This is a genomic window from Turicibacter sp. St.80E1 (assembly GCF_059728495.1).
This window is the reverse complement of the sequence record NZ_AP039386.1, coordinates 1,577,501-1,592,016: the sequence shown is the minus strand read 5'-3', so window position 1 is coordinate 1,592,016 and position 14,516 is coordinate 1,577,501. Positions and strand designations below refer to the sequence as shown.

Here is a 14,516-nt window from a genome sequence, read left to right as displayed (position 1 = left end):
TGTTGGTCACTAAAAACTTTATCCAATTTTTCGTCTTCTTTGAGAAACGAGTTGGGTAAGAATCATAAATAGAACGCTAAATCCGAAGATGATGACCATGTTAATCAGAATGGGTTTGAGGGTATCAAGGTGAAAGGCTTCTACAGTTTTCAGTAATTCATTCGTTTTGATGTAATAAAACGTAGGAATCGCATGGGCAATCGTGAGGACGGAATCGGGTAACCACTCCATCGGAACGAAGGCGCCGCATAAAAAACTAGAACCGAGTGCAATCACATTGACAATCCCGCTAATGGCATTTGGACTGCGAACGAGGGTTCCAATCAAAAAGGCGAGACTTGTCGCACATAGAGTTAACATGAAAGCATTGATGATATAAATCAGACCATGAGGACTCCACATGATGTCGCCGACCAAAAGGAAGCTAATAGCGACATAAATAAGCCAGATGAGCAGGGCATATAAACCATTCGAAAGAAGCAAAATTCGATTATGTTTATTTTCTCCAATTGGGCTAATCAGGCGTCGCTTTTTAACAGTCGGTTGATTAAAATGATTAAGAAGTAAGCTAACGATAAAAATGAGACAGGCAAGAATACTATAACTTGCAAAGTTATAATAAGAAGTAGCTTTCGTTAACTGATCGACATCAAGCAAAGAGACCATGTTGACTTTCACTGTTTGGGCAAGTGTTTCGTCAACGAAGGTTGTTAATTCGTGGGCATCCATCCCCATTTTCTGATAGATTGAGGCCTTGTTTAGATAGCGAGACAAAATCATCTCTGCTAAAGAAGCCTGGTAGTCCCCCGTACTCTTCACCGTTAGTTCAGGAGCACTCCCCGCCATAAAGTTTTCACTATAGTCATCAGGAATATCAATCACATAGTTGGCCTCTCGATAAAAGAGCGCATCATTGATCTGTTCTTCTTCAGAAGACGTTGCCACCTTTAAGTGACTTGCCGTTTTTAAATAGTCGATAAGATGACGACTGATGGTCCCTTGTTCATCCTGATTAATGACGATGATATTAGGCTTGCTAGCGACGAAGTCCAAGTTTTTTTCATTCGTTTTCATATTCGCCGCCGCGAATCCGATTAATATGACGGTATAAAGAATCACCAGTGGAAGGTTTCTTTTTAAAAGTTTCCAATACGTTTTAAATACGGTCATACGTTTGCCCCCTTAAACTGAAGATTGAGATTCCGATGAGAACAACAGAAACCATTAATAAATGGAAGATGTTAGCCCAATAACGATCAAATGTTTCGTAATAATATAATGAATAAAGCCCATCTGTAATCATACTGGCAGGGTTCAGTTGATTTAAGAGTGGGAGATGCGTATCAATCACATACTTCATCGTAATTCCCATCATTCCGGAAAGGAAACAGCCAAGCATGGTGAGCGAGATCAAGATGCCGATTTTTATATTTTCATTGACTTTAAATAAAACGCCGACGGCCATCCCCAGTGTAAGACCACAAAAACTTCCGATGATGGCGAGCAATACAATTAAAGGAAGGTGCTCCCCATAATCGACCTTTAAAATAAAGACCGTATAGGCAAATAATAGGGCAAGTCCGAGAAGTTGAACGAAATAACTAGCAAGTAAATGGCTAAAAATAAGACGCCATTTTTTCACCGGTGAGATGGATGTCCGCTTTCCTTGAGGGGACATGTTAGCTAAAATCCGATTGATAGAAATCATACTTAAGGTTCCCCCATAAAGACAAGTCATTGCCACCAACGTATAAAATTCAACTTGAGTGTAGCTTAAATGCTCACTAGAGCGATCAACAACCCTGACGTTGTTTTCATTGACCAAGTTGATGACGTCTTGGTAAATTTCTTCCGGATTGGGCGCTATTTCAGGGGCTTCACTTATTTTCTTTTCAATAAGATGAGAAATGAGTTGACTGCGTTGATTCATTTCTTCGGTGACAAACTGGAAGATGGTTTCGTCAATTCCATTGGTGTTAAATGTCAATTGGGGTTCTTGTTCTTTCAGTTGTAAATAACCCACGATGGCGTTATCTTCTAATAATTTTTTTGCTTCTTCCGCTGTCGTATAGCGGGTTTGAAATAGCTGGTGGTCGCTCTTTGGTGAGCTCAGTGTATCGAAGGCGGTTTTAAAAATACTGTTTTTGGTTAATTCTTCATCCTCTACAATGGCAATCGGAATGATGGATAATTTTTCACTATTTTCAATATTGGAAAAGGCAAGGTAAAAAAAAGTTCCAAGAATCAGAGGAAAGGCGAAGGTCCAAAAAATGAGCATTTTATCTTTGATGAGCATTTTAAACGCATAGTTCAAATGACGCATATTAATCACGCAACTCCTTTCCAGTTAAGGTTAGGAAGACATCGTTAAGAGTTGGACGTTGAGAATAAATCGTCGTGTAATGGAGTGGGGTTTGTTTAAGGTATTCAATCATCTCAATTAGGTTGTTTTTTCCTGATTTATAAGTGATGATGAGATGTGGTGCTTGATAACGAACATCATCGACGTTTTTAAGCGTCTTTAGCTTATTTAGTTCATCTAAAGGTAAATCATGAATTTCAACTATAACTTTTTCTTCAATTTGCGTTTTCTCTTTTAGTTCGTCGGTCGTCCCCATGGCAATAATTTTCCCCTTATCAAGAATGATGACACGGTCACAAAGTTGCTCAACCTCTTCCATATAATGAGTGGTGTAAATGATGGTAGCACCGTTCTTTCTTAATTGTTTGATGCCGTTTAGAATATGGTTCCGACTCTGAGGATCAACCGCAACGGTTGGTTCGTCTAAAAAAATTAATTTAGGGCGGTGGGCAATCCCACAGGCAATATTGAGTCGTCTTAAGAGACCTCCGGATAATTTTTTGGGATAAAATTTTTTATAATCTTCGAGTCCAACGAGTTGAATGGCCTCTTCAATGGCTTGTCGCCGTGTCGCTTGATCTTTGATGTAGAGTCCGCAAAAATAATCGATATTTTCATAGACGGTGAGTTCATCGAAGACGGCAACTTCTTGAAAGATGACGCCAATTTGTGCTTTTAAATCATAAGCATCGGGTTTCATTTTTTTGTCAAAGAGTTCAATCGTTCCGTTGTTAAAGTTGAGGAGGGAGAGGAGACAGTTAATCGTGGTTGATTTCCCGCTTCCATTTGGACCGAGTAATCCGACAATTTCTCCCTCATAGACACGAAATGACAAGTCATCTACAGCTAAAACCTCCTGATATTGTTTCGTTAAATGCTCGACGTTAATCATAGTCTTCATGTTTAGGCTCCTTTCACTTAATGGATTGATAATGAAATATATGAGAAAAAAAGGCCATCTAGTACGGATAAGGACGAAAAATGAGGAGGTGTAGTTGGAAGAACGAGGAATCGCTTTTAGATACTGGAGTCTTTTTGATGAGCGAGTGGCATCCTTTTTGTCTGTACATCTTTAATGGAATCGAAGATCAGGAGGCATAGTGGGAAAGACAGGGGGATAGAATATATTGAGCCCTCGCTCATCGATGGATTGGAAAAGAGAAACCGTTATTTCTTTTCACGGATCATGAAAAGAAACCCGTGGAATGATAATTGACTATGAGGAGGGAGAAAAGGTGTCTATGCTTTGGAAGGTGGGTGATTTGTCGTGGAGGTCATCATTTTTTTAGGATTACTCCTGCTTTATTTTAAAATGGGAAGGTTAGAGAAACGGTTAAAAGGAAGGAAATTAGGAGAGGAGGAGGGAATGAAAATGTCAAAAATTTTACAGTCCTTAGTCAATCAATCATGTCGGATGACATTTGATGAGGAATGGTACGGGGATGCCGTTTTACCAGTTGGTGCGACGTTAGTGACCGTGCTTGAAGTCGATGAGCAGTGGATCAAAATTTCGTATCAGGATAAGAAAAAGGGTGAAGTGACTAAAATTGTTCGAATTGAACGTGTTGAGGGGATTGAACTCTTAAAGGAATAAAAAAAACTTGCGAAAAATCGCAAGTTTTTTTATTCTTCAGATTTTAAACAGATAAAGTTCATCATGCGTCCTGTTTCTTTATTTCGTCTGAAGCTAAAGAATAAATCATCATCCGTATATGTGCAATAAGAAGTAGTTAAAATATTTTCTGCTGGAACGCCTTCATAAAGGGCTTGTTTGTAGTTGAGTAGTTTTGGGTCAAATTTATATTGTCCATTTCCAAGTTCAACAAAGGTTTCTTCCCATCCATCAACGTTCGATTTTTCGATTTCATTGATGACTAAATCATCGACGCGATACGCATCACGACCAATACAAGGTCCAATGGATACCCAAATATCTTTTGGATCAATCTGTTCAACCTCTTTTAATGTTCGTAACATTTCATGCATCATTCCGTCAACCGTTCCGCGCCATCCGGCATGAGCAACTCCTATGAGCTCACGCGTTGGAACGTAAAAATAAAGTGGGGTACAGTCTGCATAAAACGTGGCTAAGACGATATCCTTTTCTGTTGTATAGAGTCCGTCGGTCGCTTTAATCCCTGATTCAAAATTATAAACACCGGCTCCTAAATCATCGTGTGTGACTTTATGGACATTTGTCGTATGTAATTGTTCAGCAAATACCCATTTTTCTAACGGTAATTTTAAGTGATCCGCGACAAGTTGACGATTTTTTAAAACAGCTTCTGGTTTGTCGCCCACATGATAGGCAATATTTAGCCCTTCAAATGCTCCAACGGATACGCCCCCCTTGTTCGTACTAAACCCGGCAACTAAGTGTTTGTTTTGACTCATCCATGGATTTAAAAAGAGTAAGTGTTCGTTTAAAATAAATGGTTCCTTCATTTTATCACCTCATGTTTTATTATAGCAGAGACCACTGAATTTATAAAAAAACTTCGCCTGATTGCAATAGAAATTTGTGATGAATCGTGTTAAAATAGGTGAGAATATAAAATAATCAGATCAGATTAAATATGAGGTGCCATGTGTTAGTAAAAGACGCACCGGTAATAAAGAGGGATTATTTATGGAAAAGAAAGATACAACGTTTGCCGTCATTGGATGTGGGCAATTTGGTGGAAGTGTCGTTGAGGAATTAGCTCGCCAAGGAGCGGACGTCTTAGCGATTGATTGTAATGAAGAAGTGATTAAAAAATACGTAAATATTGCGACACAAGCCATTATTTTAGACTCGACAGATGAAGAGGCGCTAAGAAGTATCGGAATTCGTAACATTGATCATGTTATTGTTGGAATCGGCCAAAATATTCAGGCGAGTATTTTAACGGCGCTGTTATTAAAGGAAATTGGTGTCAATAAAGTGACCGTTAAAGTTGTAAATGACTATCATAAGAAAGTAATTTTGAAAATTGGAGCCGACTCGGTTATTCAACCCGAAAAGGATACTGGAAAGCGATTAGCTCATCAAATGTTATCGGATTTCGTTTTAGATTACTTAGTGTTATCTGATAACTATAGTATCGTCGAAGTATTAGCAGCGGGGCCGATTATCGGACAAACCTTGATTGATTTAAATATTCCTCAACGATTTGGAATTAATATTGCTGCGATTAAACGTAACTACAATATTGTCGTTCCTCAAGCTAATACTGAAATTAAAGAAGGCGATGTATTGCTTGTTATTGGCGCAAATAAAGATATTAGTGAATTTGATCACTGGCTTTTACATACTTAAGTGAAGAAAAGGGGAGGCTTTTGTCCTCCTTTTTTTGATGATAACTGTTTAGGAAATGCATTAAATCATGAATAAAATGTAAAAATGTGGTGAAAAATATAAAAGAGACACAAAAAGAACAAGTATCAGTCAGGTTATATGGTATACTGAAAAAAAGATAAATGAAATGAGGAGTTAGATTATGCAAAAAAAAATAAAATGGGCCGCTTGTGCCATGATGAGTCTTCTTTTAGTCACAGGATGTAGTGGCGCTAAATTACCAGAAGGTGATGTTAAAGTTGTCAATCAACAGGTGAGTGGTGTCATCGATTTATTATTACAATCGGCTGACTATGGTGGAAATCAGAGTACGGTGACTTCGATGTTATTACCTACAGGTTCATCGTACGACATTAAAATGGCAGTTGAGCAGTATGAAGCTGGTCAATTAGTGAATACGATTGAAGTTCCAACTTATACAACTGAAGAGATGGAGAAAAATTCTCTGATTCATTTAATTCTCAATATTGGGAAAGAGGATGTAAAATCAATTTTTTCAATTGCTGAAGTAGACAATGAAAAAACAACCGATAAAAAAAATCCAGAATATAAAATGGAGAAAACAAACGCACCAGCCATTAATTTTGAAAAACGAGTAACCCTTGATCAATATGGGGGTGAACTTGGAAAAGAGTTTGTCTTAGCTGCCTATACAACAGGTGGATCATCAGATATGAATTTAGAGACGTATCAAGATGAGCTTGCTAATTACGAGACAGCATCGATTGTTAAAGTAACAATCACAAAAAAATAAGATAAAAAGCGTGTCATCTCCTGGCACGCTTTTTATCTTGAAATGGAATGCCTTTTAACCGTTTCGTGTCCGCTTCGATAAAAACGTTGACGTCTTCAAGGTTTTTCTAAAGCAATCAGTCAACGAGGCAACTTGAATGGATTCGCCTACTTTTAAGGCCCCGTTAGGCCTCTTCGCGTCAGCGATGAGATGAAAATTTATACGTTGAGATGGGGAATCACATTCGATGTGCAACAAGCATCAGCGGATACGCTGCCGCCTCGTTAGGGACAACACGACCAGTTTACGGTTCGAGTTGAATCTACTTGAAAGGGACCTATGCCGTTTCTTTCAAGTAAGCCATTCTATTTTAACGGGGATTGATTAACGAATAGATTTGGTGTCGGATGAAGGAAAGACTAAGAGAAATGGAGCAATGATTTATGAGTCAAACGAGTTCAGAAATTTCTCATCTAGAAAAAGAAAAAGGCCGTTCTATTTGAACGGTCTTTTTCTTTATTTAAATTTCCATAATAATCGGTAAAATCATCGGGCGACGTTGGGTTTTGCTAAATAAAAATGGAGAAACAACGTCACAGATAGCAGATTTTAATTCTTCAGTTGAGAAGTGCTTAGAAGATTGTAATTTATGTAATACAACTTCTCGTACAGCACTTTCAGTATTTTTAATTAAATCTTCAGATTCTTTCATGTAGACAAATCCACGTGACACAACATTAGGTCCATTGAGGAGACGTTTCTCCGAGCGTTTGATTGATACAGCGACAATGACGAGACCGTCTTCAGATAACACCTTACGGTCACGGATGATTTCTGTCCCTACATCACCTAAACCACTATTATCTGTATAAACAGTTCCTGATGGCACACGTCCCGCTAATCGGGCACCATGTTGATTAAAGGCAAGAACTTCTCCGTTGTTAATGACAAAGCAATTTTCTTCCTTAACGCCACATTGCATACCTAATTGGGCGTGAACGCTTAACATGCGGTATTCCCCGTGGATAGGTAGGAAGTATTTAGGACGCATGAGGCTTAACATGAGTTTTAACTCTTCTTGTCCAGCATGTCCTGAAGTATGAATGTCAGTAAGAGGACTATGTGTGATTACTTCAGCCCCTGCACGATATAAAGCATTGATGGTGCGACCTACACTTAGCGCATTCCCTGGAATCGGTGAGGAAGAAAAAATAACGGTATCACCAGGAATAATTTGAATTTGACGGTGTGTTCCATTAGCGATGCGAGAGAGCGCTGCTAACGGTTCACCTTGAGATCCTGTACATAAAATTGTAACTTCTTCCTGAGGTAAATGTTTAATTTCATTCGCAGCAATAAAGGTATCTTCAGGACAGCGGATATAACCGTACTCTAATCCAATTTTAATCGTTGCTTCCATACTGCGACCGAAAATAGCAATTTTACGATTAGTGGCAATACACGCCTCAACGATTTGTTGAACACGGTGAACATTTGAAGCAAAGGTTGCAATAATGATGCGTCCTTTAATTTTTTTGAACGTGTCACCTAAATTTTCACCGACGCGACGTTCAGAAATAGTGAAAATCGGCAATTCGCTATTTGTACTATCTGACAATAGACATAAAACACCCTCTTCACCTAAGCGTGCCATTTTGGCATAGTCTGCAGGAGGTCCGATAGGTGTAAAGTCAAATTTGAAGTCCCCTGTATGGACAATTGTTCCATGAGGTGTTTTGATTGCGATTCCGTATGAATCAGGAATACTGTGATTGGTACGGAAGAATTCAAATGTAAAATGTTTCGATTTGATTACCGTGTCGGAATTAAATTCAACAATATTTGCCTGACGCATTAACTTGCGCTCTTCAAGTTTATTTTTAATAAGTCCAATGGCTAGTTTTCCAGCATAGATTTTAGGAATCGTCAATTGACGAAGTAAAAATGGGATTCCACCGATATGGTCTTCATGACCATGCGTAATGAATAAACCAACAATCTTTTCTTGATTATCAATTAAATACTGATAATCAGGAATGACGTAGTCAACCCCAAGTAAATAATCTTCAGGGAATTTAATTCCCGCATCAATAATACAGATTTCATCTTTGTACTGGACACAGTACATATTCTTTCCAACTTCACCTAAACCACCGAGCGCAAAAACTGCGACATCATTAGGTTTAATGTGAGAGTTTTTTTTACGTTGACTCATAAAGCACTCCCTTTCAATCAATATCATGAGTATTTTTTCAAAAAATTAATCCATATGACGTAAAGCAAAATAAATGTTTTTCTCAAACGTCTTTGGTCCTAACCTTATTTTGGACATCTTTTAAAGATTATATCACGTGACTTCAAAAAGGTCGAAAAAATAATTTTTAAATTAAAATCTCATTAAAGTGTGTTATCTTTATTATTATACCATTACATCAAAGGAATATCATCGATTAGCACTTGAATTTCTTCAATAAATTTACTATCATGATGAAAAAGAAGAAAAATGGCAATGATAGTAGAAGGAGATAGAAGATACGACGTTATTGAAAAATAGACACAGTTGTTTTTAAAAAGGAAGGATGGGTCATATGACGAAAGATTTAATTTTATTTGATATCGATGGGACGCTTTTACAGAGCGAAAAAAATACGATTCCAATAAGTACAATCGAAGCCCTTCAAAAGTTAAAAGAGGCTGGGCATGAGTTGGCTATTGCAACAGGGCGTGCCTTATTTTTAGTAGATGAACAAATTCGTTCGTTACCGTTTGAGACGTTTGTGACGGCCAATGGGCAACATATTTTACATCGAGGGCAAGTCATCTACGAAAATGCCATTTCAAAAGAGGTAATTGAACGATTAATTGAAAAATCGCATGCCCGTAATCAAGGGATTGGGCTACTATCTGCAACGCGTTCTGGTTTGACAAAATATACGGATGAACTAGCGAAATCTTTTGATCGCGTGTCAATTCCAATTCCCGATGTGATCGATGACCTTCATCATCAGGATGCCATTTTACAGGCCTGGTATTTCTCTGAGGATTTTGAACAGTTATCTGACGAATTTAAGGAAGACTTACGCTTTGTTCCGTGGATTGATTTTGGCGCTGATATTGTTCCACTTAATGGATCAAAAGCGGAAGGAATCAGACAATTAGTGTCGCATCTTAAACAGAAGCCTAGACGTGTGATTGCCTTTGGTGATGGGTATAATGACATTGAAATGTTGCAATTAGCCGATATCGGAGTCGCGATGGGGAATGCGAGTGAGGAAGTGAAAGCACACGCTGATTTTGTGACTAAGCGTATCGATGAAGACGGAATATTTTATGCGTGTGAACAATTAGGGTTATTTTAATAGGAAAAGAGGAGAATCAGCATGAGTGACTTATCACCTTTAGAGTATGTTGAACAGTTGTTAGACGAGAAGCGCTTTGATGAAGCAGAATCATTGTTGCTTGAGCAGCTTAATAATCATCCTGATTTAGCAGCTGTTTATAATGCTTTGGCCATTATTTGTATCGAATCATATCAAGACTATACGCGTGCTGAAAAATATTATCGTGAGGCTATTGTGCATCAACCGGATTCAGCAACCCTATATTTTAATTTAGCTATTTTATATGAGCAGTTTTTGAATCGACCTGCTGAGGCGGTCATTAGCTATGAAAAGGCCATCTCTCTTGATGAGGGGTATGTTGATGCCTACTTGAACCTTGCAGAACTTTGTATTGAGTGGAATGAAGATGTCGATTTAGCTTTAAAGTGCAGTCATCAGGTCGAAACATTGGAGTTCGAGAATGCGAGAAATCTTAACAACTTAGGGTGCTTATATTTGAAGTATCGGCAGGACGTTGACCAAGCGATTGCTTATTTTGAAAAAGCGGTCGAATTCTCTTCTAATCCGGCCACGGCCTTAGCCAATTTAGCGGATGCTTATGTTCGAAATGATCAACTGGAGGAAGCCAAGGAAGCCTATGAAAAATCATTAGCGTTGGAACCTAATCATTCTCTTGTTAATCATAATTACGCGCATATTTTACGACATCATTTTGGCGCGTATGAGGAGGCCATTGTTTTTTATAAAAAGGCGATCGAATGTGACCCCTTCTCATTGGTGTCTTATCAAGGGTTACGAGGTCTGTACGCTTATGATTTGCACGATCCTAAACGAGGGGTTGAGGTATTGGTTGAGGCCCTGACATATTTTAAAAATGAAGAGGGATTGGTGTTAGAAATTGCTAATATTTATGATTTTGAGTTAAACGATTATAAAGAGGCGATGCATTACTATGAATATGTGTTGACGATTAATCCAAATAATTTATTAGCACTTAATGCCCTGGCTTATTTAGACGTGGAGATATTCAAAAACTATTCAAAAGCTCTTGAATATTATTTACGGGTTCTAGAAGTTGATCCCCATACGCCAAGTACCTTGGTGAATATCGGGCATCTTTACTTCTACCATTTATCCGACTACAAAGAGGCGAAGCGTTATTACTTACAGGCAGACGAACTCATTCGTCAAAAAAATACTCCCGTTAAATATGCAGGGGAGTTATACTATAATTTAGGAATTCTTTATGAAAACTATTTAGGTGATAATTATCACGCCGTGGAGTCTTATGAGAAGGCTGTTTCTTACGGGCAGGATAAAAACGCCGAGAAACGATTAATTCGCTTATACGAAAAACTTCCACAACGTATTCAATAAAAAAAAAGCCAAGAATCTCCTTGGCTTTTTAAAATTCTAATGGTTGCGCATTAGCGATTGGAGCTAATGGCTGCTCTTTATTAATGCGGTCCGTGAAGAGGTGACCGTTTAAGTGATCGATTTCATGTTGGAAAACGACAGCAACGTAGTCGCGAACACGAAACTTAACTAATTGACCTTTGACGTTATAACCTTGGATGGTTACGCGGCGGTGTCTTGGAACAAATCCTTCTACTTCACGGTCAATAGAGAGACATCCTTCACCTGTTGGAAGATAGGTCATTTCTTCAGAATAGCTAACAATCTTAGGATTGGCTAAAGCAATGGAATAAAGTTTTCCTTTTTCATCCTCCGTGTGCACGGCGATAATGCGTTTATCTAAGTTTAACTGAGGGGCCGCTAAGCCTACGCTCTCGCGAAGTTGATATTTTTTTGCGATTTCGGGTGATTGACTATTAATAATAAATTGTAGCATGTTATTCATTAATTTTACATCGTCTTTGCTTAGTGGAACTGAAACTTCAGTTGCGACTTTTGCTAATGTTGGATGTCCCTCGCGAATAATGTCTTGCATTGTAATCATTAAGAACTCTCCCTTCTAATGTCGTTTCTATTATAACAAACAAACGATCATTTGGCTAATAAGTCAAAAAGGAAATTTATACAAACGAAAAGAGGTGCAAAGTAGCACCTCTTTTTTATGATGAGACATATTTACTATTTTTATTCATAAGCTGTTATTAACGACAGCAGCAGCAACCGATGATAACAAGTAAAATAAATAATACTAAGAAAAATGCACATCCACCACCAAAATTACTTTCACCACAACACATTGTACATACCTCCTTGATTAACGCTCACTATATCATACGTTTTTTTATTTGTTTCGTTCCACATTCCTAATGGACTTGAACGATTCATTTTTTAATTAGTAGCCGCAACCGCAACCACATCCGCCGAAACCGCAGCCTCCAAATCCACCGCAGCCACAACCGCAACCGCAAAGAATAATTAAGATAAAGAGAACTAAGATGAAAGCGCAGCAACATCCACCGAAACCGCAACCTCCACCACAACCTGCAACTGGCATGACTGGTACGCAAGGTTGAGCGCAATTATAACCTACTCCATTGTAATACATGAGTAATTCCTCCTTTTAAATTTAGGCTCACTATATCATACGTTAGAAGAAGGAAATGGTTATTAGAAAATGAATCATTCCATTAATTTGAGGAATTTATCATTCCTCGGGGGAATTAGCAGCCACAGTCACAGTTGCTAGCGCAACCTCTACCGAATCCACCGCAACCGCAGATGATAGCTAATAAGATGAATAAGACTAAGATGAAGGCGAATCCACCGCAACCTCCACCACAATTTGATACTGGTGCTACAGGAGCACAAGGTGTATAGCAGTTATATCCGTAATTATACATAAAACATTCTCCTTTCGTTTTTAACAACTTCAAGATATCATACGCAAAAGGAAGGATAATGGTTAATGAATTTAGGAAAAAGATATTTTTTCTTTTAATGGACGATTAAAAAGGCCCCCATAAGGGGGCCCTCCACACTATAATCTGTCAGTTACTTTTGCAAGAAGTGAGGACTAGCAACCACAACCGCTACCGAATCCGAATCCACCGCAGCTACAAATAATAGCTAATAAGATGAATAGAACTAAGATGAAGGCAAATCCACATCCAGTACCTCCACAAGCAGCTCCAGAATAGCAAGGTGTATAGCAGTTATATCCATAATTATACATTTTAATTTCCTCCTTAAGATGATTACCTCAATATATCATATGTCAGTTTATCGAAATGGTTCGTTTGTAAATGAATCACTTCGATTTTTTGTGTATCAGTTTACAAAGGATGATTTACAATCCTAAACTATTCTCTATTAGCATCGGTCTGCTAAAAAGCAATATCCGAGAACGACTAATAGGATGAATAGAACGAGGATAAGAGCGAAACTGTTACTTCGACCAGTTGTGACAGTGTTTTGATAAGTAACAGGTGCATATCCACCAACGTATCCTCCGTAGTTATAGGCACATCCTGTTCCATAGTTGTACATCTTTTGTCCCTCCCTCATTCCTGATTACACTGTATTATACGCTCCTAATCAAACTTAGTTCATGCCAATCACCTATTTTTTATCGAAATATAGCGTTCTGTAATTTGGGGAAACATGTTAAAATAAAGTAACGACTAATGGAGAAGTTGAGGAGGAGAGACAGGATTATGAGCGGTTTAAAAAGGAGAAAAAGGATGACCGGTATGATGAATCGAGCCAAAGTCTATATCCGCGAGCTAGCAGAACGATTAGAGGGATTGGATAAATTAACACTAACCTTAGCCATTATACTATTCGCGATTGGGATTATCATGGTCTATAGTATTACAAGTATTTCTATTTATAATGGGGTGAACGGAGATCCTTCGAATATTGTCATAAAGACGTTAATATTCGGAGTGATTGGTCTGGTTGCGATGATCATTATCCTTCTTATCCCGTATAAGTGGATAAAAAATTTAAGTGTGATAGCAGTGGTCATTTGTCCGCTCCTTTTACTTTTTACACTGATGTTCGCAAGAGGGTCTTCAAGTTCTGATGTTCGCAGTTGGTTTGAAATTGGCTCAATAAAGATTCAACCGGCGGAGTTTGTTAAAATCGGAATGATTATGGCAATCGCTTGGTTATTTGATAAACATGCGCAAAAGGGTGTTTATTATATTCGGGGGTATAAAAAGACACATTGGTCTATTCAACGCATCTGGCAAAGCTTTTTGGGAATCCTCATTTATGTTGGACTTTGTTCGGGGCTTGTGTTACTTCAGCCTGACTTTGGGTCATCCTTGATCATTGGCCTTATTGGTTTAATCATGTTTTTAGCGACGGGTGTGCAATGGAAGATTTTCAAACCTGTCTTTTGGATAGGGGTTGCCGGTGTGTTGGTAGTCGGTCTTTTGGCGGCTAAGTTTTTCCCTTATCAATTAGAACGTTTTACGATTTGGGCGGATCCATTTAATCATCCGAAAGGATTCCAAAACGTGATGGGTTACACAGCGATTGCCCTAGGGGGGCTAGGTGGTGTAGGCGTTGGAAAAAGCACACAGAAGTACGGGTATGTTTTAGAGCCTCACAACGATATGATTTCAACGATACTGGCCGAAGAGTTAGGCGTTTTTGTTGTTTTTTTAATTATGGTGGTTTATTTTATTATGGCGACACGTTGTTTCTTAACCGCACTTCGATGTAAAGACCGTTTTTCAGCGCTAGTTGCGGTGGGAGTGGGCGCTATCTTTTTAGCCCAACCTTTTATTAACCTAGGGGGCGCTAGTGGGGCGATTCCAT

At 38.5% G+C, this 14,516-nt stretch carries 17 protein-coding genes (1 of these 17 cut by a window edge); 6 read left to right on the top strand and 11 right to left on the bottom strand.

Annotated elements, in window-relative coordinates:
* Positions 1–18: 18 nt before the first annotated feature.
* The 3 genes from AC6I0I_RS07730 to AC6I0I_RS07720 are packed head-to-tail and all read right to left on the bottom strand — an operon-like array spanning position 19 to position 3,263.
* Complete coding sequence (locus tag AC6I0I_RS07730) at positions 19–1,170, bottom strand: ABC transporter permease (RefSeq protein WP_262953450.1); 1,152 nt, start codon at positions 1,168–1,170, stop codon at positions 19–21.
* On the bottom strand, positions 1,157–2,323 hold the full coding sequence (locus tag AC6I0I_RS07725; RefSeq protein WP_161832340.1) for an ABC transporter permease: 1,167 nt from the start codon (positions 2,321–2,323) through the stop codon (positions 1,157–1,159). The genes AC6I0I_RS07730 and AC6I0I_RS07725 overlap by 14 nt, the downstream gene beginning before the upstream one ends.
* A gap of 1 nt (position 2,324) precedes the next feature.
* Positions 2,325–3,263 (bottom strand): ABC transporter ATP-binding protein, encoded by a 939-nt coding sequence (locus AC6I0I_RS07720; protein ID WP_161832339.1) that lies wholly within the window; start codon positions 3,261–3,263, stop codon positions 2,325–2,327.
* A gap of 471 nt (positions 3,264–3,734) precedes the next feature.
* Between AC6I0I_RS07720 and AC6I0I_RS07715 the strand changes: the two genes are divergently transcribed.
* On the top strand, positions 3,735–3,956 hold the full coding sequence (locus tag AC6I0I_RS07715) for a hypothetical protein (RefSeq protein WP_161832338.1): 222 nt from the start codon (positions 3,735–3,737) through the stop codon (positions 3,954–3,956).
* A gap of 29 nt (positions 3,957–3,985) precedes the next feature.
* Here AC6I0I_RS07715 and pgeF read toward each other — a convergent pair whose 3' ends face one another.
* Positions 3,986–4,807: a peptidoglycan editing factor PgeF gene (pgeF, locus tag AC6I0I_RS07710; protein ID WP_262953451.1), complete on the bottom strand. Its 822-nt coding sequence runs from the start codon at positions 4,805–4,807 to the stop codon at positions 3,986–3,988.
* 184 nt (positions 4,808–4,991) lie between these two features.
* On the opposite strand from pgeF, the gene AC6I0I_RS07705 reads away from it, so the two are divergent.
* Positions 4,992–5,660 carry a potassium channel family protein gene (locus AC6I0I_RS07705; protein WP_161832758.1) on the top strand — a complete coding sequence of 223 codons (669 nt, stop codon included), beginning with the start codon at positions 4,992–4,994 and terminating at the stop codon, positions 5,658–5,660.
* Between the two features lie 181 nt (positions 5,661–5,841).
* On the top strand, positions 5,842–6,453 hold the full coding sequence (locus tag AC6I0I_RS07700) for a hypothetical protein (RefSeq protein ID WP_161832759.1): 612 nt from the start codon (positions 5,842–5,844) through the stop codon (positions 6,451–6,453).
* Positions 6,454–6,952: 499 nt separating this feature from the next.
* Here the strand turns inward: AC6I0I_RS07700 and rnjA are convergent, their stop codons facing one another.
* Positions 6,953–8,647 carry a ribonuclease J1 gene (gene rnjA, locus AC6I0I_RS07695; protein WP_161832760.1) on the bottom strand — a complete coding sequence of 565 codons (1,695 nt, stop codon included), beginning with the start codon at positions 8,645–8,647 and terminating at the stop codon, positions 6,953–6,955.
* 373 nt (positions 8,648–9,020) lie between these two features.
* On the opposite strand from rnjA, the gene AC6I0I_RS07690 reads away from it, so the two are divergent.
* On the top strand, positions 9,021–9,791 hold the full coding sequence (locus tag AC6I0I_RS07690; RefSeq protein ID WP_161832761.1) for a Cof-type HAD-IIB family hydrolase: 771 nt from the start codon (positions 9,021–9,023) through the stop codon (positions 9,789–9,791).
* Between the two features lie 21 nt (positions 9,792–9,812).
* A complete protein-coding gene (locus AC6I0I_RS07685; RefSeq protein WP_262951020.1) occupies positions 9,813–11,150 on the top strand; it encodes a tetratricopeptide repeat protein in 1,338 nt (445 codons plus the stop codon).
* A 28-nt stretch (positions 11,151–11,178) separates the two neighbouring features.
* On the opposite strand, the gene def is transcribed toward AC6I0I_RS07685, so the two are convergent.
* The 6 genes from def to AC6I0I_RS07655 all read right to left on the bottom strand — a co-directional run bounded on the left by def (position 11,179) and on the right by AC6I0I_RS07655 (position 13,235).
* On the bottom strand, positions 11,179–11,733 hold the full coding sequence (def, locus tag AC6I0I_RS07680; RefSeq protein ID WP_161832763.1) for a peptide deformylase: 555 nt from the start codon (positions 11,731–11,733) through the stop codon (positions 11,179–11,181).
* Between the two features lie 157 nt (positions 11,734–11,890).
* On the bottom strand, positions 11,891–11,986 hold the full coding sequence (locus tag AC6I0I_RS07675; RefSeq protein ID WP_161832764.1) for a YjcZ family sporulation protein: 96 nt from the start codon (positions 11,984–11,986) through the stop codon (positions 11,891–11,893).
* A gap of 95 nt (positions 11,987–12,081) precedes the next feature.
* Complete coding sequence (locus AC6I0I_RS07670; protein ID WP_161832765.1) at positions 12,082–12,294, bottom strand: hypothetical protein; 213 nt, start codon at positions 12,292–12,294, stop codon at positions 12,082–12,084.
* 115 nt (positions 12,295–12,409) lie between these two features.
* The gene (locus tag AC6I0I_RS07665; protein WP_161832766.1) at positions 12,410–12,589 is read right to left on the bottom strand and encodes a sporulation protein YjcZ; all 180 of its coding nucleotides are present in this window, start codon (positions 12,587–12,589) and stop codon (positions 12,410–12,412) included.
* Positions 12,590–12,762: 173 nt separating this feature from the next.
* Complete coding sequence (locus AC6I0I_RS07660; protein ID WP_161832767.1) at positions 12,763–12,921, bottom strand: YjcZ family sporulation protein; 159 nt, start codon at positions 12,919–12,921, stop codon at positions 12,763–12,765.
* Positions 12,922–13,058: 137 nt separating this feature from the next.
* A complete protein-coding gene (locus tag AC6I0I_RS07655) occupies positions 13,059–13,235 on the bottom strand; it encodes a YjcZ family sporulation protein (protein WP_262953452.1) in 177 nt (58 codons plus the stop codon).
* 206 nt (positions 13,236–13,441) lie between these two features.
* On the opposite strand from AC6I0I_RS07655, the gene AC6I0I_RS07650 reads away from it, so the two are divergent.
* Positions 13,442–14,516: the 5' portion of an FtsW/RodA/SpoVE family cell cycle protein gene (locus AC6I0I_RS07650; protein ID WP_237658986.1), read on the top strand. It continues 176 nt past the right edge of the window; only the first 1,075 of its 1,251 coding nucleotides appear in the window; it begins with the start codon at positions 13,442–13,444; its stop codon lies beyond the right edge, outside the window.